The following is a 20,942-nucleotide window of genomic DNA, read 5'->3' as shown; positions in this document are numbered from 1 at the left end:
CGATGGCGCGCCGGATCTATCTGCTCGATCTCGCGGTGCTCGCCGAGCTGACCCGCCCGGCCGGCAACCGCCAGGTGCTGACCCGGTTCCGCCAGCACGAGACCGTCTCGGCGATCGCCGCGGCGACGGCTTACGCTCTGGTGCGCGGCGTCGAGACGCTACCGGAGGGGCCGCGGCGCACCCAGCTCGCCGCCTTTGCCCACGAATTGCTCGGCAGCGGTCTGCCGGTGCTGCCCTTCGACCGCGAGGCCGCGATCTGGCTGGCGCGCGAGATGCCGCGGCGCGAGCGGCAGGGGCGGCCGTGGACGCGCACCGAAGGCGAGCAGGCGGCAATCGCCGCGGTCAACGAGATGGTGCTGGTGACGCGCACGCCGGGCCTGTATGCCGGTGCCAGCGGGGTGCGCACGGAGGACTGGTTCCGGCCCTAGCGGGCATCTCAGCGCAGCCGCCGCGGATCGAATAGCCGCTCGTATTCATCGAGGGCATAGCGGTCCGTCATCCCGGCGATGTAGTCGGCGACGGCGCGCGCGCGCCCGGCCTCGCCGGCCTCGGCCGCCAGGCGCTGCGCCGCGTCGAAGAAATCCGGCGGCATCAGGCGCGGATCCTCGAAAAACGCATGGAACAACTCGGTCACCACGCGCCGCGCCTTGGTCATGATCCGGTGCACCTGCGGGTGGTTGTAGAGGTGTTCGCGCAGGAAGCGTTTGAGCGCTTCGTTTTCGGCCTCGGTTTCCGCGCTGAACGCGATCAGCGGTTTGTGCAGCGCGCGCACGTCCTCGATGTCGCGGACCCCGCTTTCGGCGAGCGCGCGGCGCGAGGTTTCGGTGAGGTCCACGACCAGCGTGTTGATGATGCGGCGTGTCGTTTCGTGGCGCTGCTGCTTGGGATGGATCGACCCGTAGCGTTTGAGCACTTCATCGTGGTGGCGACGGAACAGCGGCACCTCGCGCAACTGCTCGAGGGTGAGCAGACGCGCACGCAAGCCGTCGTCGATGTCGTGGTTGTTGTAGGCGATCTCGTCGGCGCGATTGGCGAGCTGGGCCTCGAGGCTGGGCTGGGTGCGCTTGAGGAAGCGCTCGCCGACGTCGCCGAGCGTCCGCGCCCGCGCCACGGAGCAGTGTTTGAGAATGCCCTCGCGCGTGTCGAACATCAGGTTCAGCCCGCGGAATTCCGCGTACTTGTCCTCCAGCTCGTCGACCACGCGCAGCGACTGCGCGTTGTGTTCGAAGCCGCCGTAAGGCTTCATGCAGGCATTGAGCGCGTCCTGGCCGGCGTGGCCGAAGGGTGTGTGGCCCAGGTCGTGGGCCAGCGATACCGCTTCGCACAAGTCCTCGTTGAGTCCGAGCGTGCGCGCCATCGTGCGCGCGATCTGCGCGACTTCGATCGAATGCGTCAGCCGCGTGCGGAACAAATCCCCCTCGTGGTTGATGAACACCTGGGTCTTGTATTCGAGGCGGCGGAACGCGGCGGAGTGGATGATGCGGTCGCGGTCGCGCTGGTACTCGCTGCGATGACCCGGCGCGGGCTCCGGGTGCCGGCGTCCACGCGAACGCCGGTCGTCGGCGGCGTAAGGGGCGAGGTTCACGGTGCGGGCGTCCGGACTCGGGGATCAGCCTGCGGCGAACAGAAGGATGCCAGTGTCTCGCCGAGCTTGGCCGGATCGAAATCGGCGGTGACCACGGCCTCGCCGATCGCGCGCAGCAGCACCAGACGCAGCTTGCCGTGCGCGACCTTCTTGTCGAGGGCCATCCGCTGCAGAAAGTCGCCCGGCGTCATTCCGGCCGGTGGCACCGTCGGCAATCCGGCGCGCGCGACCAGCGCGATGCAGCGCTGCGCATCATCCGGTGCGATCCAGCCCAGGCGGGCCGACAGATCGGCCGCCATGCACAGCCCGGTCGCCACCGCCTCGCCGTGCAGCCATGCGCCGTAGCCGGTATGGGTTTCGATGGCGTGCCCGAACGTATGCCCCAGATTGAGCAGCGCGCGCGGGCCGCTTTCCCGTTCGTCGCGCGCGACGATCTCGGCTTTCATCCGGCAACTGTGATGCACCGCGTACGTGATGGCCTCGGCGTCGAGGGCGAGCAGGGCGTCGAGTTGGGCTTCGATCCAGTCGAAAAAGGCGCGGTCGCCGAGCATGCCGTACTTGATGATTTCGGCGATGCCGGCGAGCAGCTCGCGCCGCGGCAGGGTCTTGAGCGTGTCGGTGTCGGCGAGGACCAGGCGCGGCTGGTGGAAGGCACCGATCATGTTCTTGCCGCGCGGGTGATTGATGCCGGTTTTGCCGCCCACCGAGGAATCCACCTGCGCCAGCAGGGTCGTCGGTACCTGTACGAAATCGATGCCGCGTTGGTAGATCGCGGCGCAGAATCCGACCAGATCACCGATGACGCCGCCGCCGAGCGCGATCAAACAGCCGTCGCGCGGCAGATGTGTCTGCAGCAGCCAGTCGAGGATCGCTCCGGCCTGTTCCCAGCTCTTCTGCGATTCGCCTGCCGTGAGGATGCGGACCGCCGCCTCGTCGAGGCCCAGCAGCGTGCGCAGCGGGGCCAGGTAATGACGGGCGACGTGATCGTCGGTGATCAGCCGCAGCGGCCGGGCGCGGACGCTGTCCCACCATTGGGTCTGGCCGAGCAGGCCCGGACCGATGTGAATCGGGTAGCTGCGGTCGCCGAGCGCGACGTTAAGGGTTTGCATCGGATGCGTCGTAGCAGGATCAGGGTGCGCAGTGTATGCGCGATGCGGTGCCGCAGGTAGGGCGGAAGCGGGCTCACTCCGCCTTGGGCCGATCCAGAAAGGCCTCGATTTCGCGGATCACGGCGCGGGCGCTGCGATGATCGGTTTCGACGACGAGGTCGGCGATCTCACGGTACAGCGGATCGCGGATGCGCAGCAACTGTTCGAGCACCGCGCGGCGGTCCGTGGCCTGCTGCAGCAGTGGGCGGTTGCTGGCGCGCGCGGTACGGACGAGCTGTTGCGCGACACTCGCATGCAGGTAGATCACGGTGCCGCGGGCGGCGAGCACGCGGCGGTTGTCGGGATCGAGAATCGCGCCGCCGCCAGTGGCCAGCACGATGTTCTGCCGCGCGCTGAGTTCCTCGATGATTTGTTTCTCGCGCCGCCGGAAACCGGCCTCGCCTTCTTTTTCGAAGATGTACGGAATATCGACCCCGGTGCGCGCTTCGATCTCGTGATCGGAGTCGACGAAGTCCATGCCGCGGGCGGCGGCCAGACGCCGACCGATCGTCGTCTTGCCGGCACCCATCGGTCCGACCAGGTAGATGTTCGGATGCACGGCCATCGCTGTCGTGGCGCCACGCCCTTGCGCAGCGCCACCCGGATCACTTCACGTTCAGGCCTTCCTGCAGCACGCGCGGGGTGACGAAGATCAGCAGTTCGCGCTTGTTGCGCGAGGAGCCATCGCTGCGGAACAGCCGGCCGAGGATCGGCACGTCGCCGAGCAGCGGCACCTTGGAGGCCGATTTGCTGCTTTCGTCCTGGAACACGCCGCCGAGCACGACGGTCTCGCCGCTTTTGATCAGCACCTGCGTGTCGAGCCGGCGCGTGTCGATCGCCGGGGCCGAACCCACGCCGGTGTTTACGTCCTCGCCCTGCGAATCGTTGGTGACCGACAGATCCAGGACCACGCGGTTGTCCGGGGTGATTTGCGGCGTGACCGTCAGCGACAGCACGGCCTTCTTGAATTCGGTCTGCACGCCCTGATTGCCGCTCGACGACTGGTAGGGAATCTCGCGACCCTGTTCGATCACCGCCTGCTTGCCGTTGGCGGTCACTACGCGCGGGCTGGAGATGACCTCGCCGCGATTTTCGGTCTGCAGGGCGCTGAGTTCGAGATCGACCAGGAAATCCGATCCCAGGATGGTCCAGGCTATGCGCGGTGCGTTGCCAACCACCGGCAGGTTGACGATGTAGTTGTCGAGCACCGATGGGGTATTGCCGGCGACGACGTCGCGCGAACCGGTATTGGAGCCGGATTGGCCGATCGTGGTGTTCCCCACCGTGCCGATCGTGCTGACCCCGAAGCGTGTCCCGATGTCGCGCGCGAAGTCTTCGCTGGCGATGACGATGCGCGATTCGATCAGCACCTGCCGCACCGGGATGTCCAGGCGCTCGACCAGGGCGCGGATCTCATCGAGCTTCTCGCGCGTCTCCAGCACCAGCAGCGTGTTGGTGCGTTCATCGACGGTGACGCGCCCGCGGTCCGACAGCAGCGAGGTCTCGCCGCTGGACAGCAGCGCACGCAAATCGGTGGCCTTGGCATAGTTGACCTGGATGATTTCGGAGCGCAGCGGCGCCAGCTCGGTCTTCTGCTTTTCCGCCTCCAGCTCGAGCTTTTCGCGCGTGGCGATTTCTTCCACCGGGGCGACCAGCATGACATTGCCCTGCTGGCGCATGGCCAGCCCTTTGGTACGCAGGATGATGTCGAGTGCTTGGTCCCAGGGCACGTTCTCCAGGCGCATCGCGATCTGACCCTTGACCGAATCGCTGATCACCATGTTGGTCCCGGCGACGTCGGCGATGATCTGCAGCAGGGCGCGCACGTCCACGTTCTGGAACGACAGGCTGATGCGCTCGCCGGTGAACTGCGGCTCGGCTTTCTTGCGCTGCTCGATCTGGGCCTGGGTCAGCGGCTGCAGCTCGATGGTGAACAAATCGCCGGACTGATAGGCCACCTGCTCGAACTCCTGGCCGGCGACCGGGGTGATCACGACCTGTGTGTCGGCGCCTTCTGGCCGGATGTCCACGAATTTCACCGGTGTTGCGAAATCGAGTACGTCGAGGCGTTTGGCCAGTGCCTCGGCGACCGCCGTGTTCTTGAACACGGCGACGATCTTGCCCGCTTCTGCGCGCACGTCGGCGACCGCCTTGGGATCGGTCAGGCGCAGCAGCACGCGGCCTTCGCCCTTTTCGCCGCGGCGGAAATCGACGCTCGCGATGCGGCCGGTGCCGCGCTGGGCCAGCGTCGGTGCGGGCTGCGGCGCGGCGACGGTCCCCCCGCCCAGGCGGATCAGCACTTTGTTGCCGTCGGTCTGCACGTCGTAGCTCGCCGTTTGGGCGAGTTCGACGACCACACGCGTGCGTCCGCGTGATTCGGCGCTCGCCACCGCGCGCACGTTGCCGACGTTGACGCGCTGGTAGCGTTCGGCGAGCGCCATGCGCGTATCCGGCAAATCCACCGACAGCCGCGCCGGTTTGTCGACGGTGAAGACGGAAGGTTGCGGTGCCGGCGCCGACAGCGTCAGCGTCATCAGCACGCGGCCGTTCTCCAGCGAGGTGAAGTCGATTCTCTGCAGCGCGCGGTCGGTCTGCGCGGTGGCGCTGCCCGCGATGATGAGCAGCGACAGGGCTGTGAGGAGCTTGCGCGAAACGGCGGCGGTGAACTCGAACATGTGAAAACTCCCTGGCATCTCTGGACCCTCGCCTACTCGGTCAATATCAGCGTCGCTTCGCGTTGCGTCCAGCCACCGAAGCCGTCGGGCACGAGTTCCTGCAGGCGAATCTCCGACTCCGAGATCGACACGATCTGCCCGTAGTTCTGGCCCATGTAATTCTTGACGGTGACACGATGGACGATTCCATCCGGCGCGAGCACGAGCGCGAACACGCCCGATTTCGTCCGGATCGTGCCGGTCATGCGCAAGGCATCGAGCGGGAATTCCTCGAGCGGCTCCTTGTTGCGGTGCAGGTCCGGACGCGGCCCCGAAGCCGTGCGGCTCTCGGCAACGACTTCCGTGAACGGATCGCGCCGGTTGCCTGCCTCATAGACGAAGGCCTCGTACTGCTTGATCTGCGGGATCGGTTCGATCGCGGTGGACTTGCGCGATTTCACCTCGGCGGCGTACTGCTCGAGGTCCGACATGTCGCTGCTGCACGCAGGCAGTAGCAGCGACAGACCGAGCCACAATGGGGCGGCGATGCGATTCATCTCAACGGCCTCCCCCGGCGGATGCGGATGTCGTTTCGTCGTCCTCGAGATAGCGATAGGTCTGCGCCGTCGCCGTCATGCGCAGACGGGTGGCGCTCGTCGGCCCCTTGCCGCCGGATGGCCGGATCTCGACGTCCTCGATGGTGACGATGCGCGGCAGTGCGGCAATGGCGCTGACGAAGTTGCCCATCTCGTGATATTCACCGATGACGACGATCCGGTTCGGGATCGCCGCGTAGAACTCGCGTGGGATCTCGCTTTGCGGCTCGAACAGCTCTTCTTCGAGTCCGGCGGCGACGCGGGTCTGTGAGATGTCGTTGAGCAGGTTGGCGACCTCGGCCTTGCTCGGCAACTGTTTGAGCATGGCGCCGAACGACCGCTCCATCTCGGCGAGCTGTTCGCGGTAGGCATCCAGTGCTGCGACTTTTTTCTGCTTGTTTTCGAACTCCTGGCGCAGCGCCTGCTCCTGTTCGCGGGCGATCTGCACTTCTTCATAGACCGGTTTGATCAGGGCAAAGCCGCCGAACGCGATCAGGACGACTGCGGCGAGGACGGCCGCGCCGATGCGTGCCCACGCTGGCCAGGCGCCGGGATTGTTGACGTCGAGCGTCTGCAGTTGCTGGAGGATCTGCTGGAAGTTCATGGGCTCACCCCTGCCGCGGTCGAGGCTTCGGCGGGTGCGTCCACCGCACGGGAGGCTTCGGGTGAGGTCAGGCGCCTGACCTGGAGCTGGAACGACGCCTTGCGGCGCTGGCCGCTCTCGCTGGTCTTGATCACGATCAGCCGCGGATCGGTGAACCACGGCGAGGCGTCGAGATTCTTCATGTAGGTGGAGATGCGGCCGTTGGACTCGGCGACGCCATCGAGGCTGACCTGGTCACCTTGCTGCTTGACGCCGGTCAGGCTCACCCCCTCGGGCAGCGTATTCACGAGTTCGTCGAAGAAATGCACGCTGGCCGAACGGCTCGCCTGCAGCTCTTCGATCACGCGCATGCGGGCGAGCAGATTCGCGCGCACCCGCTCGAGTTCCTGGATTTCCTTGATCCTTTGATCCATTTCCCGGATCTGGCCGCGCAGGAATTCGTTGCGGGTGTGCTGGTACTCGAGCTCGCCGTTGGCCAGCATCCAGCCGGCGAGCACGAGGCCGGCGGCAGCCGCGATGCCCAGCCCCAGGGTGGCGACGAACTCGCGCTTGCGGCGCTCGCGGCGTTCGCGGCGCCAGTCCAAAAGGTTGATGTGCGTCGTCATGGCGCGTCCTCGCACGCGGGGCTTGCGAAGCTCATGTCTTCTCCTCGTCGAAGGCGCGGAAGGCAAGGCCGCAGGCCGTGAGCAGCGAGGGCTCGTCCTGGGCCAGGTTCGCGGGTTTGGCGCGCGAGGCCACGCTCATTTTCGCGAATGGACGCGCCACGGCGGTCGGGATCTGGAGGCGCTCCTGGATACGGGCGTCGACGCCGGCGATCTGGGCGCAGCCACCGGCGAGGATGATCTGGTCGATCGAGCTGTACTGCGTGACCGCGGAGAAAAAGAATTGCAGGGAGCGGTCGATCTGCTGCGCCATGTCGGAGACGAAATGCGCCAGGACTTCGGTGTCGTAGCCCTCGGGCAGCTTGCCGCTGCGCTTGGCCTTGATCGCCTCTTCGTAGGACATGCCGTAGGTGCGCATGATGTCCTCGGTCAGCTGTCGGCCGCCGAAGCTTTGGTCACGGGTGTAGATCGCCTTGCGGTCGTGCAACACGAGCACCGAGGTCGTCGCCGCGCCCATGTCGACGATCGCCACGGTTTTCTGGCGCCCGCCATCGGGCATCTGGTGTTCGATGAACTGACAGGCATTCTCCAGCGCGTAGGCCTGCACGTCCACGACCTTGGGCTTGAGTCCGGCGAGTTCGATCGCCGCGCACAGTTGCTCGACCTGCTCGCGCCGGCAGGCGGCGAGGACGACCTCCACCATCTCGGCATTCTTGGCACTGGGGCCGAGCACTTCGAAGTCGAGGCTCACCTCGTCGACCGGATAGGGAATGTACTGATCGGCCTCCGCCCGGATCTGTTCTTCCATCTCGTCGCCGGACAGCGATTTGGGCATCTCGATGACCTTGGTGATCACCGACGGCCCGGAAACGGCGATCGCCGCCTGGCGCGTGCGCGTGCCGGCGCGGTTGACGGCACGGCCGATCGCCTCGCCGACGAGCTTGATATCGGCGATCTGCTTGTCGTTCATCGCATTGGGCGGCAGCGGTTCCACGGCATAGGCCTCGACGTGGTAACGCGTCCCCTTGCGCGACAGCTCAAGCAGCTTGACCGCGCTGGAGCCGATGTCCAGCCCGACGAGCTGCGGGCTCTGCCCGCCGAACAGCGATTGCAAGATGGCCATCAGCGCCCCTTCGTTGACATTCCCCCGCGGGATGGAAGACGCTTCCCGCATCGCGGCCTACTATAGCGCACTATTGCTCGTGCGCAACTGCAACTTAATGCGGCAACTGACTGATCAAACTGCAAACATTAGCGCAGCAAATTTCGATCTCCGGTACCGCCGATGACGCATGTATCGACCGGCCGGCGCCTGTGGGCCTGGCTTTTCGCAGTTCTGGGGCTGTTGCTCGTGGCCGGCATGTCCGCGGTGCTGCTGGTGGCCGCCCATCTCGGCCGCGAGTTGCCGTCGGTGCAGAGCCTGCGCGAGTTGCAGCTCGCATTGCCGCTGCGGGTGTACAGCCGCGATGGCAAGCTGCTCGGCGAGTTCGGCATCGAGCGGCGCGCGTTGCTGCGCTACGACCAGTTGCCGCCGCGCCTCGTCGAGGCCTTCCTCGCCGCGGAGGATGACCGCTTCTTCGACCATCCCGGCGTCGATTGGCAGGGCCTTGTGCGCGCTGCGCTCAAGTACGCGGTCACCGGCGAGAAAACCCAGGGCGGCAGTACCATCACGATGCAGCTCGCCCGCAATGTCTTTCTGACCAGCGAACGCACCTTCACGCGCAAGTTCAAGGAAATCCTGCTTGCCCTGCGCATGGAGCGCGAGCTCAGCAAGCAGGAGATCCTCGAGATCTACTTGAACAAGATTTTTCTCGGCGAGCGCGCCTACGGCGTCGGCGCGGCGGCGCTCGTCTATTTTGGCAAGCCAGTCGATGCACTCAATCTCGCCGAGATGGCCCTCATCGCCGGTCTGCCGAAGGCGCCCTCGCGCGACAACCCGATCGCCAATCGCGAGCGTGCGCGCGAACGCCGCGACTACGTGCTGCGGCGCATGCGCGAGCTGGGCCGGATTTCCGAATCCGAATACCAGGCGGCGGTTGCCGAGCCCATCCTCGTCCATCCCTACCGGGCCAAGGTCGATGTCGAGGCCGACTATGTCGCGGAAATGGTGCGCGCCGAACTCGTCGCCGAATACGGCGAGGACGCCTACAGCCGCGGTTTTACCGTGGTCACGACGATCGATTCGGCGCGCCAGGCCGCAGCCAATGCCGCTCTGCGCAAGGCCTTGCTCGAGTACGACCAGCGTCACGGTTTCCGGGGCGCGGAGGCGCGGATTCCCGCGGCGTGGCTGCAGGTGGGTGCCGACGGTCCGCTACGCGAGGTGTTCGACCGCTTCACGCCGGTCGGGGGGTTGGTGCCGGCGGTCGTCGTCGAATTCCACCCCGAGCAGCTGACGCTGCTGACCAGCAGCGGTACGGTGCGCCTTCCGCGGCGTGCCTTCGAATGGGCGCGGCTTGACGACAAAAACGCGCTCGTTCCCGGCGACGTGGTGCGTCTGCAGGCGGTCGAGGGCGGCTACCGGCTCGCACAGCTTCCGCAGGTGCAGGGTGCATTCGTGGCGCTCGATCCGGACGACGGGGCGATCCAGGCGCTGGTCGGCGGCTTCGATTTCTTTGCCGGCAAGTTCAACCGCGCGGTTCAGGCACGCCGCCAGGCTGGTTCCGGGTTCAAGCCTTTTCTCTATGCGGCGGCTTTTGAGCACGGTTTTACGCCGGCGTCCGTGGTGCTCGATGCGCCGGTGGTGTTCGACGATCCGCAACTCGAATCGAGCTGGCGTCCGGAGAACTACGGCGGCGACATCAAGGGCCCGATGCGCCTGCGCGAGGCGCTGGTGCAGTCGCGCAATCTCGTTTCGATCCGGCTGCTGCAGGCGATTGGCATCGAAAACGCGCGCACGTTCATCCCGCGCTTTGGTCTGCCGCAGGAGCGGCTGCCCAACGACCTGACCATGGCCTTGGGCAGCGCCGTGTTCACGCCTCTAGAGATGGCCCGCGGCTACGCCACGCTCGCCAACGGCGGTTTCGTCATCGACCCTTACTTCATCGCCGAGATCCACGACGCCCGCGGCCAAATCCTGTTCCGCGCCCAGCCCAAGCGCGCCTGTCCACAGTGTCTGGAGCAAGCCCTGGAGCAAGACCCTGCCCAGACAGCGACACCCACCCCGCCCGCGGAGACAGAGCAGGACGGTCTGCGTGCCCCCCAGGCCGTCGATCCACGCACGGTGTGGATGGTCACCGACATCCTGCGCGATGTCACCGTGCGCGGTACCGCTGCGAAAGTCGCCGAGCTGGGCCGCCGGGATCTCGCCGGCAAGACCGGGACCAGCAACGACGAGACCGACGCCTGGTTCAACGGCTTCCAGCGGCATCTGGTCGCCGTGGTCTGGGTCGGTTTCGATCAGCCCACACCGTTGGGCCGCGGCGAGGTCGGCGGTCGCGCGGCGCTGCCGGCCTGGATCGACTTCATGCGCGTGGCGCTCAAGGGCGTTGCGGAGGAGACGCTGCCGCGTCCGCCGGGGCTCGTGAATGTGCGCATCGACCCGCAGACGGGGCGGCTGGCCGCGATCGGCGATCCGGATGCGATCTTCGAAACCGTCCCTGAGGAACGCGTTCCCGAGTTGCAGGAGCAGGCCCAGCAGCACCGGCAGGAAGGCAGCGAGCTGCAGGATTTATTCTGATACCCGAACGGCTCGGGTATCTGGAGATTTGCCATGATCGCGCATGATCGCCGCGGCATTGCCGAAGAAGCCGCGCGCATCATTTGTGTCGAACACTTGATCGATTACGGCCTGGCCAAGCGCAAGGCCGTGCAGCGGCTGGGTCTGCCACCCGGCACGCCATTGCCCGACAATGCTGCGGTCCAGGACGCCGTCGTCGAGTATCAACGCCTGTTTGGCGGTGATGCCTACCGGCGCCAACTGGCCCGGATGCGGGCCACCGCGGTGGCGGCGTTGCGGCTGTTTGCCCGCCACTCGCCGCGACTGGTCGGCGCCACCATCAGCGGCGCCATCACCCCCGCGCACCGTGTGCAGCTCCATGTGTTCTGCGATGCCGTCGAGGAAATCGATGTCGAGCTGATCGACCGCGGAGTCGCTTTCGAGCAGGGAGAACGCCGGTACTGCTATCCCCATGGCGGTGAGCAGAGGGTTCCGTTGCTGCGCCTGGAATTCGGTGGAATCGGCGTCGATGTCGCCGTGTTCCCGGTGGACGAGATCCGGCGCGCACCGATCAATCCCTTCGACGGCCGGCCCTACCGGCGCATCGACCTGGCAGAAGCCGAGCGGCTTGCGGGCCCCTGAATCCGCCAGCGTGCACCGGCGGATGCGGACTGTTGCGCGAAAACAAACGGCCCGGTGTGTTTTCGGTTCAGCGCTGGTTGATCGGGATCACCGAACGCTCCGCCGGCCCGGTGTAGACCTGACGCGGACGCGCGATGCGTAGCGTCGGATCGGCGATCATCTCGATCCAGTGCGCGACCCAGCCGACGGTGCGGGCGATCGCGAACATCGGCGTGAACATGTTCACCGGAATGCCCAGTGCCTTGTAGATGATGCCGGAATAGAAATCGACGTTGGGATAGAGCTTGCGCTCACGGAAGTAATCGTCGTTGAGCGCGATTTCCTCGAGCTTCATCGCCAGTTCGAGCTGTGGGTCGTTTTCTTTGCCCAAGTGCTTGAGCACCTTGTGGCACTGCTCGCGGATGATCTTGGCGCGTGGGTCGAAGTTCTTGTAGACGCGGTGACCGAAACCCATCAGGCGCACGCCGGAACTCTTGTCCTTGACCTTGCGGATGAACTCCGGAACGCGGCTGACGTCGCCGATCTCGTTGAGCATCTTGAGTACGGCTTCGTTGGCGCCGCCGTGGGCAGGCCCCCACAGCGCGGCGATGCCGGCGGCGATCGCCGCGTACGGATTGGTCCCCGTCGAGCCGGCCATGCGTACCGTCGAGGTCGAGGCGTTCTGCTCGTGGTCGGCGTGCAGGATGAACAGCACGTCGAGCGCCCGTGCGGCGACTGGATCGACCTGGTAGGGTTCGGCCGGCACGGCGAACATCATGTACAGCAGGTTCGAGCAGTAGTCGAGCGAGTTCTGCGGATACATGAACGGCTGGCCGCAATAACGCTTGTAGGCGGCGGCCGCGATCGTCGGGATCTTCGCGATCATGCGGTGCGCGAAAATCTTGCGGTGCTCGGGGTCCTTGTTGTTGGTGGTGTCGTGGTAGAACGCCGACAGCGAACCGACGACGCCGGTGAGCATCGCCATCGGGTGTGCGTCGTAGCGGAAGCCATTGAAGAACGCCCGCAGCGACTCGTTGATCATCGTGTGGCGGCGGATGTTCTGGTCGAACTCGTGCAGTTGCTGCGCGTTGGGCAGCTCGCCGTTGAGGATCAGGTAGGCGACCTCGATGAAGCTGCAGTGCTCGGCCAGCTCGGCGACGGGGTAGCCACGGTACAGCAGCACGCCGGCGTCGCCGTCGATGTAAGTGATCGCGCTCTTGGTCGAGCAGGTCGAGGAGAACCCGGGATCGTAGGTGAACACGTCGAGCTGGCTGTAAACCTTGCCGACGTCGAGACCGACCGGACCCAGCGTGCCGGAGATGACCGGCAGGTCGATTTTCTCGCCGGTGACGTTGTTGACCAGACTGTAGCTGGGCGTGCTCATCGGATATCCCCTTGACTCGGATAATGCGGAGGGTATGGCTGCTTGGCGGCGCCACTGAGGACGGCCGCGCGGGCCACCGCCGACGCCACGCACTCGCGCAGGCGGGGGTCGAGCGGTTTGGGAATGATGTATTCCGGGCCGAAGGATAGCGATTTTTGCCCGTAGGCTTCCAGCATTTCCTTGGGCACGGGCTCGCGCGCGAGCGCGGCGAGCGCCCGCACCGCGGCGATTTTCATCTCACGGGTGATGCGGCGTGCGCGCACGTCGAGCGCGCCGCGGAACAGGAAGGGGAAACACAAGACGTTGTTGACCTGGTTCGGGTAATCGCTGCGGCCGGTGGCCATGATCAAGTCCTTGCGTACCGCCCAGGCTTCTTCAGGCAGGATTTCCGGGACCGGGTTGGACAGCGCAAAGACGATCGGCCGCTCGTTCATCAGCATCAGCCATTCGGGCTTCATCAGCCCGGGGCCGGATACGCCGATGAAGACGTCGGCACCGGCGAGCGCACCGGCGAGCGTGCGCCGCTCCGTCGGCGGGGTGGCGAACTCGCGCTTTTCCTTGTTCAACGTCGCATAGTCGTCACGGCCGGTGTGGATCACACCTTTGCGATCCACCAGCCACAGGTTCTCCCGGCGCGCGCCGAGCTCGATGGCCAGGCGCATCGAGGCAATGCCGGCGGCGCCGGCGCCGCAGCAGACGATGCGCGCGTCCTCGATCCGTTTGCCTTGTAGATCCAGCGCATTGAGCAATGCGGCCGCCATGACGATGGCCGTGCCGTGCTGATCGTCGTGGAATACCGGGATGTCGCAGCGCTCGATCAGCGCCTCCTCGATCTCAAAGCAGGCCGGGGCGGCGATGTCCTCGAGGTTGATGCCGCCAAACGTCGGTGCAATGCGGGCGACGGTGTCGATGAAGGCCTGCGGTTCGGCGGCATCGATCTCGATGTCGAAGACATCGATGTCGGCGAATTTCTTGAACAGCACCGCCTTGCCTTCCATCACCGGCTTGGACGCCAGCGCGCCGCAGTTGCCCAGGCCGAGCACCGCGGTGCCGTTGGAGATCACGGCGACGAGGTTGCTCTTGGCGGTGTAGCGGTAGGCGGCTTCCGGATCGGCCTGGATTTCCAGCACCGGCTCGGCGACGCCCGGTGTGTACGCGAGCGACAGATCGGCGGGGCCGGACACCGGCTTGGTGATCGAAATGCCCAGCTTTCCGGGGCGCGGCAGCGCATGGTAGTCGAGGGCTGCCTGTTTGCGGGATGCGGTCATGGCTGCGCAGTGCCTTCTGCCTGGTTGCGCGGTGTCGCGAAGGGGCGGCATCTTGCCTGCGTGCCCCGAAAACAGCAAGGCCGCGCAGTGCGCGGCCTTGTCTGCCCGTGGGCATTTGCCGGTCAGGCGGCGGCTTTGCCGTAGCGCTTCTTGAATTTGTCGACGCGACCGCCGGTGTCGACGATCTTCTGCTTGCCGGTGTAGAACGGATGGCAGGCCGAGCACACTTCGATGTGCAGGACATCCTTGCCGACCGTCGAACGGGTCTTGAAGGAATTGCCGCAACTGCACTGCACGGTCACTTCCTTGTAGTTCGGGTGGATGCCTTCTTTCATCGGAACACCAATCGGCTTGGGGCCGCAAAACGCGAAAGGGCGCGCAGTTTAAGGAAGTCGGCATCCGGCCGCAAGCGGCGGCTGCGGTTCAGGCGTCCAGGAACAGCCGCAGCACTGCGTTGAGATGACGCCATCCCAGCGGACTGGCACGGACGCGCTCGGGGGTTTCCTCGAGCAGGCCCCGCGCGCGGGCCTCGCGCAACCCGTGGATGCGCTCGTCCCATGCCAGGCCGGTGCGCGCCGTGAACTCGGCGATGGGAAAACCGTCGCGCAGGCGCAAGGCGTTCATCAGAAACTCAAAGGGCAGATCCGTCGGTGCGACGGTCCGCTCCTCCTGGATCGCCGCCACAGTGCCAGCATGCTGCAGATAGGTCTTGGGGTGTTTGTGGCGGGCACGGCGCAGGATGCGCCCGTCGGCGAGTGTGCGCTTGCCGTGGGCGCCGGCGCCGATCCCCAGGTAATCGCCGAACATCCAGTAATTCACATTGTGGCGGGACGGTTTTCCAGGCCGTGCGTGGGCGGAGATCTCGTACTGGGTGTAGCCGGCGGCATCGAGCAGGGCGAGCCCCTGTTCGTGCATCGCCCAGGCGTCGTCTTCGTCGGGCAGCGGTGGCGGGCGCAGAGCGAATTCGGTGTTCGGCTCGAGCGTGAGCTGGTAGTAGGAGACGTGCTCCGGGGCGAGCGCGAGCAGCGTGCGCAGATCCGTCGCCGCATCCTGCGGCGTCTGCTGCGGCAGCGCGTACATCAGATCCAGGTTGATGTTGTCGAACCCGGCGGCACGGGCCATCTGGAAGGCCTGCACCGCCTCGGCGCTGCCGTGGATGCGGCCCAGACGGCGCAGTTGCGCATCGTCGAGGCTTTGGATGCCCAGCGACAGGCGGTTGATCCCGGCGGCGCGGTAGCCACAGAAGCGCTGTGCTTCCGCCGTGCCGGGGTTGGCTTCGAGCGTGATCTCGATGTCCGGCGCAAAGGCGAGCCGCCGGCTCAAGCCATCCAGCAGCGACCCGATCTCCTGCGCGGAGAACAGGCTGGGCGTGCCGCCGCCCATGAAGATGGAGACGAGCGGGGGCGCAGCGGCAGGGATCGGCACGGATTGCAGCTCGTAGTCGAGATCACGCAGCAGGGCGTTTACATACGCATGCTCGGGCAGTTCGCCGCGCAACGGATGCGAGTTGAAGTCGCAATACGGGCATTTGCGGATGCACCAGGGGAAATGCACATACAGCGCCAGTGGCGGCGTCGGCAGGCTCATCGCGGGCGAAGCTGGGCGAGCAGCTGCGCCGCCGCCTGGGCCCGGTGCGAAATGCGATTCTTCACCGCCGGGTCGAGTTCGGCCGCGCTGCACCCGTATTCGGGGACGAAGAACAGGGGGTCGTAACCAAAGCCGCGGTTCCCGCGCGGCGCATCGAGGATACGCCCGCGCCAGATGCCCTGCGCGATCAATGGCACGGGGTCGTCGGCGTGGCGCAGCAGAACCATCACGCAGACGAAGCGGGCACCGCGGCGGTCTTCGGGAATGCCGGCGAGCGCGCGCAGCAGAAGGGCATTGTTATCGGCATCGCTGGCCGCCGGGCCGGCATAGCGGGCCGAGCGGACGCCGGGGACGCCTGCCAGCGCCTCGACCTCGAGGCCAGAATCGTCGGCGATCGCCGGCAGGCCCGAAACGCGTGCGGCATGGCGGGCCTTGAGCAGCGCATTCTCGACGAAACTCGGCGCCGGTTCGTCCGCGGCCTCGGCCGTGAACTCGGCGACCGGCCGCAGGCGCAGCCCGAGTGGATCGAGCAAGGCCTGCATCTCGGCGAGCTTGCCGGTATTGCGGCTGGCGAGGACGACGTCGTGGAACGGGGACGGCATGAGCCTAGCCGGAGAGGGCCCGGCGCTGTGCCTCGATCAGTTCCCGGATGCCGCCGCCGGCCAGTTCGAGCAGCGCATCGAGCTCCTGGCGGCTGAAGGCGTGGCCCTCGGCCGTGCCCTGGATCTCGACGAAACGGCCGGCCTCATTCATGACCACGTTCATGTCGCACTCGCAGTCGGCATCCTCGGCATAGTCGAGATCGAGCACCGGTGTGCCGCGGTAGATGCCGACCGACACGGCGGCGACCTGGCCGAACAGCGGATCGCGTTTGATCAGGCCACGGGCGCGCATCGTCGCCAGCGCATCGGCGAGCGCGACATAGCCGCCGGTGATCGCCGCCGTACGTGTGCCGCCATCGGCCTGCAGCACGTCGCAGTCGATGGTCAACGTGTAATTGCCGAGCGCATCGAGGTCCACGCAGGCGCGCAGGGCGCGGCCGATCAGGCGCTGGATTTCCTGTGTACGCCCGCTTTGCTTGCCGACGGCGGCCTCTCGGCGCGAACGTTCGTGGGTGGCACCGGGAAGCATGCCGTACTCGGCCGTGACCCAGCCGCCTTCCTTCTTCCAGGCCGGTGCGCGCTCCTCGACGCTGGCGGTGCACAGCACGCGCGTATCGCCGAAGCTGACCAGCACCGAGCCGGGCGCATGCTTGGTGTAACCCCGTTCGATGCGGACGGGACGCAGTTGTGCGGGCGAACGGCCGGATGGACGCATGGGCAGGGAGCTGAGGGGCGGGCGCCGATTATATCGGCGCAGATCCGCGGCGAGGCCGTGTGCCGCGCATCGGTTCCGCAGGGTCTGCCGGCCGCATGCGCGCCGACCCGGTGCGGCGTAGGCTATGCGCCATGGACACACAGGAACTGATCGAAACCTTCGAACTGCTCGGCGACTGGGAAGAGCGCTATCGCTACTTGATCGAACTCGGCCGCAAGCTGCCGCCGCTGCCGGAAGCAGAGCGCACCGAGACCAACAAGGTGCGCGGCTGTATGTCCCAGGTCTGGCTCACGCACCGCGTCGTGCCGGGGACGCCGCCGCGCCTGGAATTCCTCGGCGATTCCGATGCCCACATCGTCAAGGGTTTGATCGCACTGCTGTTCGGCCTGCTGTCCGGCAAGACCGCGCAAGAGATTCTGGCGACCGACGTCTCTGGGCTATTCGAGCGCCTGGGCCTGGAAAACCACATCTCGATGAACCGGCGCAACGGCTTCTACGCGATGGTCGAACGCATCCGGCAAATGGCCCAGGCGCAGATGGCTGCGGCGGCATGAGAGCGGACGGCTGCTGTCGTTAGAATTCCGGTCCGTCCAATCGGAGTTGGGCCATGGGAACTCTCGTTGCGGTCGCATTCGGTATTTTTCTGCTCGTCACCGCCTGGAAAGGCGTGGTCATCGTGCCGCAAGGCATGGAATACACGGTCGAACGCTTCGGCCGCTATCGCGCCACCTTCGAACCCGGCTTCCACTGGCTGGTGCCCTATGTCGACCGCATCGGCCGCAGGCTGTCGGTGATGGAGCAGGTGCTCGATGTGCCGTCGCAGGAGGTGATCACCAAGGACAATGCGATGGTCGGCGTCGATGGCGTGGTTTTCTTCCAGGTGCTCGACACCGCCAAGGCTGCCTACGAGGTGCAGCATCTGGAAATCGCGATCATGCAGTTGACGATGACCAATCTGCGCACGGTCATGGGTTCGATGGATCTGGACGAACTGCTCTCCCAGCGCGACCACATCAACGCCAAGCTGCTGTCCGTCGTCGATGAGGCGACGACGCCGTGGGGGGTTAAGGTCACGCGCATTGAGATCAAGGACATCCGACCGCCCGCCGATCTGGTCAATGCGATGGCGCGGCAGATGAAGGCCGAGCGCGACAAGCGCGCCAACGTGCTCGAGGCCGAGGGCCTGCGGCAGGCGGCGATCCTCAAGGCCGAAGGCGAACGTCAGGCGCAGATCCTCGCCGCGGAAGCGCGCAAGCAGGAACAGATCCTCGAGGCCGAGGGCCGCAAAGAGGCCGCGTTCCGCGATGCCGAGGCACGCGAGCGCCAGGCCGAGGCCGAGGCGCGGGCCACGATGCTGGTGTCGCAGGCGATCGCCAAGGGCGATCTGCAGGCGATCAACTATTTCGTCGCGTCCAAATACGTCGAGGCACTGACGCGCATCGCCACCAGCCCGAACGAAAAACTCGTGCTGATGCCGCTCGAGGCCGCCAACGTCATCGGCGCGCTCGGCGGCATCGCCGAACTGGCCAAGAAAGCCGGTGGCAAGGCGGCGTCATGAGCATCCAATACTGGCACTGGCTCGTGCTCGGCTTTGGCCTGCTCGCGCTGGAGATGTTCCTGCCGACCGGGTTCATCCTGTTGTGGATCGGCATCGCCGCAGTCGCCGTCGGTGCGGCATCCTGGCTGCTGCCGGGGATGGGCTGGGAGATGGCATTCGTGCTTTGGGGCGTGCTGTCCGTCGTTGCCGTGCTCGCGTGGCGGCGGCTTAAGCCGCTGTCCTTCGAAAGCGACAAGCCGATGCTCAACCGGCGCGGCCAGTCCTACGTCGGACGCGTGTTCACGCTCACTGAGCCGGTGGTCAACGGCGTCGGCAAGCTGCGGGTGGACGATACCCAGTGGCGGATCACCGGACCGGATGCGCCGGCCGGCACCCAGGTGCGCGTCGTCGCCGCCGACGGCACGACCTTGAGAGTGGAGAAAGCCGATTAGCGAGTCATTGCGCCGCGGTCTCGGACGTGCGCAGACCCGCGAGATCATGGGGGTGCACGTCCCCGACAAGCTGTATTCGATCGGTGAGGAAATCGCCCATGCCATTACGCATGGGCTGGGGATCGTGCTGTCCATCGTCGGACTCACGGTGCTGGTGGCGCGCGCCGCACTCTACGGCGGTCCGCTGCACATCGTCGCCGCCAGTGTCTTCGGCGCGACGCTGGTGCTGATGTACACGGCTTCGACGCTGTATCACAGCATCCCGCTGCCGCGCGCCAAGCGCGTGCTGCGCGTGATCGACCACTCGCTGATTTATCTCTTGATCGCCGGCACTTACACGCCCTTCACCCTGGTGACGCTGGGTGGGCGCTGGGGCTGGAGTCTGTTCGCGCTGATCTGGGCGCTCGCCGTTGCCGGCATTGCGTTCAAGATCCTTGCGACCGGCCGTTTCGAGAAAGTGTCGCTGGCGATTTATCTCGGCATGGGCTGGTGCGGGATCCTCGCCATCGAGCCGCTGTGGAAGAACCTCGCGCCCGGCGGCATCGCCCTGGTGCTCGCCGGCGGGCTCGTCTATAGCGTCGGTGTTGCGTTCTACGCCTGGGAGCGTCTGCGCTATCACCACGCGATCTGGCATCTGTTCGTGCTCGCCGGCAGCGTGCTGCATTTCTTCGCAGTGCTGCTGTATGTCGTGCCCGGTCCGCCGGCCTGATCGTCCACGCTGGATCGAGGATCGCGCGACGCAAGCCGCGTAGAGTGCGGTACCTGCGCTGCGCGCACGGGGATTCAGACCGTGAACGGCCAGTGATGCACGTGCACGCCGCGATCGCCGCGCAAGGCGAGGCGCGCCAATGCCGCGGCGACCTCATCCGCAGAAACGGGGTGGTATTTCGCCAGCGGTCCGCGCAAAAGCGGCGCGACGGCCGGCATCAGTTTCTGCGCCAGCGCTTCGGCGGGCCGCGCTTCGGCACGCTCGCCGAGCAGCAGCGAGGGCCGCACGATGTGCACGGCTTCGAAGTCGATCGCCGACACCGCCGCTTCCATGCGGCCTTTGACCCGCGAATAGAACACCGCGGAATGTTCGGAGGCGCCGACTGCCGACACCACGAGAAAACGGCGCGCACCCGCGGCGCGGCTGGCATGGGCCAGTTCCACGACCATGCGGTAATCCACATCCTCGAAGGCAGCGCGGGAGCCGGCTTTGCGCAGCGTCGTGCCCAGACAGCAGAACACGTCGTCCACGCTGAGCGCATCGCCCAGCGCAGCGAGATGCTCGTATGTGGTTTCGATGACGCGCAGCCGGGGATGCGACAGTCCGAGGGCGCGCCGCGACAGCGCGCGCACCTCGCCATAGGCGGGATCGCGCAGCAGGCGCTGCACCAGCTTGTGGCCGACGAGGCCGGTCGGTCCGGCGACGAGTGCGGTACGGGTCATGGCAACGGATGTAGGATGCGCAGAGAATCTGGGTTCCATCCTACGCCATGACCACCGAATTCGGTTTACACGAGCGTCTTGCCGCCGACACCGTCGTGCTCGGTGACTGGCCACTGAGCCGGGTGCTGCTGATGAACGATGCCCATTATCCGTGGGTGATTCTGGTGCCGCGGCGGCCGAATCTGCGCGAACTCTACGAGCTGGCGCCCGCCGATCTGCAGGTCCTGATGCAGGAATCGGTGCAACTCGGCCGCACGCTGATGCGCCTGTTCGCCGGGCACAAGCTCAATGTCGCCGCACTCGGCAACATCGTGCCCCAGCTGCATCTGCACCACATCGTGCGCCGGACCGACGACCCGGCCTGGCCGGCACCGGTCTGGGGGCATCTGCCGGCGCAGCCCTATGGCGAGGATGCGCTCGCCGCGCGCGTTGCGCTGCTGCGCGAGCACCTCGCCGTGCAGCCGCCGTAAGGCCCCCCTCGGGCACCCTGTGCACGGCGAT

The 20,942-nt window shown here is 66.2% G+C and carries 23 protein-coding genes; 8 read left to right on the top strand and 15 right to left on the bottom strand.

Features of this window, described 5'->3' with window-relative positions; all coding sequences use genetic code 11:
- The first annotated feature begins 2 nt into the window (after positions 1-2).
- Positions 3-428, top strand: a complete 426-nt coding sequence (locus BMZ48_RS00475) for a PIN domain-containing protein (RefSeq protein WP_091529951.1) — start codon at positions 3-5, stop codon at positions 426-428.
- A gap of 8 nt (positions 429-436) precedes the next feature.
- On the opposite strand, the gene BMZ48_RS00470 is transcribed toward BMZ48_RS00475, so the two are convergent.
- The 8 genes from BMZ48_RS00470 to BMZ48_RS00435 all read right to left on the bottom strand — a co-directional run bounded on the left by BMZ48_RS00470 (position 437) and on the right by BMZ48_RS00435 (position 8,303).
- A complete protein-coding gene (locus BMZ48_RS00470) occupies positions 437-1,585 on the bottom strand; it encodes a deoxyguanosinetriphosphate triphosphohydrolase (RefSeq protein WP_091529948.1) in 1,149 nt (382 codons plus the stop codon).
- Positions 1,582-2,694 carry a 3-dehydroquinate synthase gene (gene aroB / locus BMZ48_RS00465; protein ID WP_091529945.1) on the bottom strand — a complete coding sequence of 371 codons (1,113 nt, stop codon included), beginning with the start codon at positions 2,692-2,694 and terminating at the stop codon, positions 1,582-1,584. Before aroB ends, BMZ48_RS00470 begins: the two co-directional genes overlap by 4 nt.
- Positions 2,695-2,767: 73 nt before the next feature.
- Entirely contained in the window at positions 2,768-3,298 is a 531-nt protein-coding gene (aroK, locus tag BMZ48_RS00460; protein ID WP_091529941.1) for a shikimate kinase AroK, read from the bottom strand.
- 40 nt (positions 3,299-3,338) lie between these two features.
- Positions 3,339-5,408, bottom strand: coding sequence for a type IV pilus secretin PilQ (locus BMZ48_RS00455; RefSeq protein ID WP_091529939.1), 2,070 nt, complete (start codon positions 5,406-5,408; stop codon positions 3,339-3,341).
- Positions 5,409-5,440: 32 nt separating this feature from the next.
- Positions 5,441-5,944, bottom strand: coding sequence for a pilus assembly protein PilP (locus BMZ48_RS00450; protein WP_091529936.1), 504 nt, complete (start codon positions 5,942-5,944; stop codon positions 5,441-5,443).
- Between the two features lies 1 nt (position 5,945).
- The gene (locus BMZ48_RS00445) at positions 5,946-6,587 is read right to left on the bottom strand and encodes a type IV pilus inner membrane component PilO (protein ID WP_091529933.1); all 642 of its coding nucleotides are present in this window, start codon (positions 6,585-6,587) and stop codon (positions 5,946-5,948) included.
- Complete coding sequence (locus BMZ48_RS00440) at positions 6,584-7,192, bottom strand: PilN domain-containing protein (protein ID WP_091529929.1); 609 nt, start codon at positions 7,190-7,192, stop codon at positions 6,584-6,586. The genes BMZ48_RS00445 and BMZ48_RS00440 overlap by 4 nt, the downstream gene beginning before the upstream one ends.
- Positions 7,193-7,223: 31 nt before the next feature.
- On the bottom strand, positions 7,224-8,303 hold the full coding sequence (locus tag BMZ48_RS00435) for a pilus assembly protein PilM (RefSeq protein ID WP_091530677.1): 1,080 nt from the start codon (positions 8,301-8,303) through the stop codon (positions 7,224-7,226).
- Between the two features lie 171 nt (positions 8,304-8,474).
- Here BMZ48_RS00435 and BMZ48_RS00430 point away from each other — a divergent pair, with 171 nt between their 5' ends.
- Positions 8,475-10,865 (top strand): penicillin-binding protein 1A, encoded by a 2,391-nt coding sequence (locus BMZ48_RS00430; protein WP_234981446.1) that lies wholly within the window; start codon positions 8,475-8,477, stop codon positions 10,863-10,865.
- A gap of 33 nt (positions 10,866-10,898) precedes the next feature.
- Positions 10,899-11,486: a hypothetical protein gene (locus BMZ48_RS00425; protein ID WP_091529926.1), complete on the top strand. Its 588-nt coding sequence runs from the start codon at positions 10,899-10,901 to the stop codon at positions 11,484-11,486.
- Between the two features lie 67 nt (positions 11,487-11,553).
- Here BMZ48_RS00425 and BMZ48_RS00420 read toward each other — a convergent pair whose 3' ends face one another.
- The 6 genes from BMZ48_RS00420 to rph all read right to left on the bottom strand — a co-directional run bounded on the left by BMZ48_RS00420 (position 11,554) and on the right by rph (position 17,021).
- Positions 11,554-12,849, bottom strand: a complete 1,296-nt coding sequence (locus BMZ48_RS00420) for a citrate synthase (protein WP_091529922.1) — start codon at positions 12,847-12,849, stop codon at positions 11,554-11,556.
- A complete protein-coding gene (locus BMZ48_RS00415) occupies positions 12,846-14,117 on the bottom strand; it encodes a malic enzyme-like NAD(P)-binding protein (RefSeq protein WP_091529920.1) in 1,272 nt (423 codons plus the stop codon). The genes BMZ48_RS00420 and BMZ48_RS00415 overlap by 4 nt, the downstream gene beginning before the upstream one ends.
- 122 nt (positions 14,118-14,239) lie before the next feature.
- The gene (gene rpmE, locus BMZ48_RS00410; protein ID WP_091529917.1) at positions 14,240-14,452 is read right to left on the bottom strand and encodes a 50S ribosomal protein L31; all 213 of its coding nucleotides are present in this window, start codon (positions 14,450-14,452) and stop codon (positions 14,240-14,242) included.
- Between the two features lie 88 nt (positions 14,453-14,540).
- A complete protein-coding gene (gene hemW, locus BMZ48_RS00405; protein ID WP_091529914.1) occupies positions 14,541-15,704 on the bottom strand; it encodes a radical SAM family heme chaperone HemW in 1,164 nt (387 codons plus the stop codon).
- The gene (rdgB, locus tag BMZ48_RS00400; RefSeq protein WP_091529910.1) at positions 15,701-16,306 is read right to left on the bottom strand and encodes an RdgB/HAM1 family non-canonical purine NTP pyrophosphatase; all 606 of its coding nucleotides are present in this window, start codon (positions 16,304-16,306) and stop codon (positions 15,701-15,703) included. The genes hemW and rdgB overlap by 4 nt, the downstream gene beginning before the upstream one ends.
- Positions 16,307-16,310: 4 nt before the next feature.
- Entirely contained in the window at positions 16,311-17,021 is a 711-nt protein-coding gene (gene rph, locus BMZ48_RS00395; protein ID WP_091529907.1) for a ribonuclease PH, read from the bottom strand.
- A gap of 131 nt (positions 17,022-17,152) precedes the next feature.
- On the opposite strand from rph, the gene BMZ48_RS00390 reads away from it, so the two are divergent.
- From BMZ48_RS00390 to trhA, 4 genes are read left to right on the top strand one after another with little or no spacing between them, the layout of a single operon-like run.
- The gene (locus BMZ48_RS00390) at positions 17,153-17,575 is read left to right on the top strand and encodes a SufE family protein (RefSeq protein WP_091529904.1); all 423 of its coding nucleotides are present in this window, start codon (positions 17,153-17,155) and stop codon (positions 17,573-17,575) included.
- Positions 17,576-17,628: 53 nt separating this feature from the next.
- Positions 17,629-18,579: an SPFH domain-containing protein gene (locus tag BMZ48_RS00385; protein ID WP_091529900.1), complete on the top strand. Its 951-nt coding sequence runs from the start codon at positions 17,629-17,631 to the stop codon at positions 18,577-18,579.
- Complete coding sequence (locus BMZ48_RS00380; RefSeq protein WP_091529897.1) at positions 18,576-19,010, top strand: NfeD family protein; 435 nt, start codon at positions 18,576-18,578, stop codon at positions 19,008-19,010. Before BMZ48_RS00385 ends, BMZ48_RS00380 begins: the two co-directional genes overlap by 4 nt.
- A gap of 46 nt (positions 19,011-19,056) precedes the next feature.
- Positions 19,057-19,719 carry a PAQR family membrane homeostasis protein TrhA gene (gene trhA / locus BMZ48_RS00375; RefSeq protein WP_091530671.1) on the top strand — a complete coding sequence of 221 codons (663 nt, stop codon included), beginning with the start codon at positions 19,057-19,059 and terminating at the stop codon, positions 19,717-19,719.
- Positions 19,720-19,793: 74 nt separating this feature from the next.
- Here trhA and BMZ48_RS00370 read toward each other — a convergent pair whose 3' ends face one another.
- Entirely contained in the window at positions 19,794-20,441 is a 648-nt protein-coding gene (locus BMZ48_RS00370) for an NAD(P)H-binding protein (RefSeq protein ID WP_091529863.1), read from the bottom strand.
- A gap of 47 nt (positions 20,442-20,488) precedes the next feature.
- Between BMZ48_RS00370 and BMZ48_RS00365 the strand changes: the two genes are divergently transcribed.
- The gene (locus BMZ48_RS00365) at positions 20,489-20,911 is read left to right on the top strand and encodes an HIT domain-containing protein (protein WP_091529861.1); all 423 of its coding nucleotides are present in this window, start codon (positions 20,489-20,491) and stop codon (positions 20,909-20,911) included.
- Positions 20,912-20,942 lie beyond the last annotated feature (31 nt).

Origin of the sequence: Fontimonas thermophila (assembly GCF_900113085.1) — a bacterium.
GTDB lineage: Bacteria > Pseudomonadota > Gammaproteobacteria > Nevskiales > Nevskiaceae > Solimonas > Solimonas thermophila.
This window is presented reverse-complemented; position numbering and strand designations above follow the sequence as displayed.

Excerpts from the sequence above, each read along its gene's own strand:
- aroB (WP_091529945.1), bottom strand. The coding sequence starts at position 2,694 with ATGCAAACCCTTAACGTCGCGCTCGGCGACCGCAGCTACCCGATTCAC.
- BMZ48_RS00390 (WP_091529904.1), top strand. The coding sequence starts at position 17,153 with ATGGACACACAGGAACTGATCGAAACCTTCGAACTGCTCGGCGACTGG.
- BMZ48_RS00445 (WP_091529933.1), bottom strand. The coding sequence starts at position 6,587 with ATGAACTTCCAGCAGATCCTCCAGCAACTGCAGACGCTCGACGTCAAC.
- BMZ48_RS00425 (WP_091529926.1), top strand. The coding sequence starts at position 10,899 with ATGATCGCGCATGATCGCCGCGGCATTGCCGAAGAAGCCGCGCGCATC.
- BMZ48_RS00385 (WP_091529900.1), top strand. The coding sequence starts at position 17,629 with ATGGGAACTCTCGTTGCGGTCGCATTCGGTATTTTTCTGCTCGTCACC.
- rpmE (WP_091529917.1), bottom strand. The coding sequence starts at position 14,452 with ATGAAAGAAGGCATCCACCCGAACTACAAGGAAGTGACCGTGCAGTGC.
- aroK (WP_091529941.1), bottom strand. The coding sequence starts at position 3,298 with ATGGCCGTGCATCCGAACATCTACCTGGTCGGACCGATGGGTGCCGGC.
- BMZ48_RS00420 (WP_091529922.1), bottom strand. The coding sequence starts at position 12,849 with ATGAGCACGCCCAGCTACAGTCTGGTCAACAACGTCACCGGCGAGAAA.
- BMZ48_RS00450 (WP_091529936.1), bottom strand. The coding sequence starts at position 5,944 with ATGAATCGCATCGCCGCCCCATTGTGGCTCGGTCTGTCGCTGCTACTG.
- BMZ48_RS00370 (WP_091529863.1), bottom strand. The coding sequence starts at position 20,441 with ATGACCCGTACCGCACTCGTCGCCGGACCGACCGGCCTCGTCGGCCAC.
- BMZ48_RS00430 (WP_234981446.1), top strand. The coding sequence starts at position 8,475 with ATGACGCATGTATCGACCGGCCGGCGCCTGTGGGCCTGGCTTTTCGCA.
- BMZ48_RS00455 (WP_091529939.1), bottom strand. The coding sequence starts at position 5,408 with ATGTTCGAGTTCACCGCCGCCGTTTCGCGCAAGCTCCTCACAGCCCTG.
- rdgB (WP_091529910.1), bottom strand. The coding sequence starts at position 16,306 with ATGCCGTCCCCGTTCCACGACGTCGTCCTCGCCAGCCGCAATACCGGC.
- trhA (WP_091530671.1), top strand. The coding sequence starts at position 19,057 with ATGGGGGTGCACGTCCCCGACAAGCTGTATTCGATCGGTGAGGAAATC.
- BMZ48_RS00475 (WP_091529951.1), top strand. The coding sequence starts at position 3 with ATGGCGCGCCGGATCTATCTGCTCGATCTCGCGGTGCTCGCCGAGCTG.
- rph (WP_091529907.1), bottom strand. The coding sequence starts at position 17,021 with ATGCGTCCATCCGGCCGTTCGCCCGCACAACTGCGTCCCGTCCGCATC.
- BMZ48_RS00380 (WP_091529897.1), top strand. The coding sequence starts at position 18,576 with ATGAGCATCCAATACTGGCACTGGCTCGTGCTCGGCTTTGGCCTGCTC.
- BMZ48_RS00365 (WP_091529861.1), top strand. The coding sequence starts at position 20,489 with ATGACCACCGAATTCGGTTTACACGAGCGTCTTGCCGCCGACACCGTC.
- BMZ48_RS00440 (WP_091529929.1), bottom strand. The coding sequence starts at position 7,192 with ATGACGACGCACATCAACCTTTTGGACTGGCGCCGCGAACGCCGCGAG.
- BMZ48_RS00415 (WP_091529920.1), bottom strand. The coding sequence starts at position 14,117 with ATGACCGCATCCCGCAAACAGGCAGCCCTCGACTACCATGCGCTGCCG.
- hemW (WP_091529914.1), bottom strand. The coding sequence starts at position 15,704 with ATGAGCCTGCCGACGCCGCCACTGGCGCTGTATGTGCATTTCCCCTGG.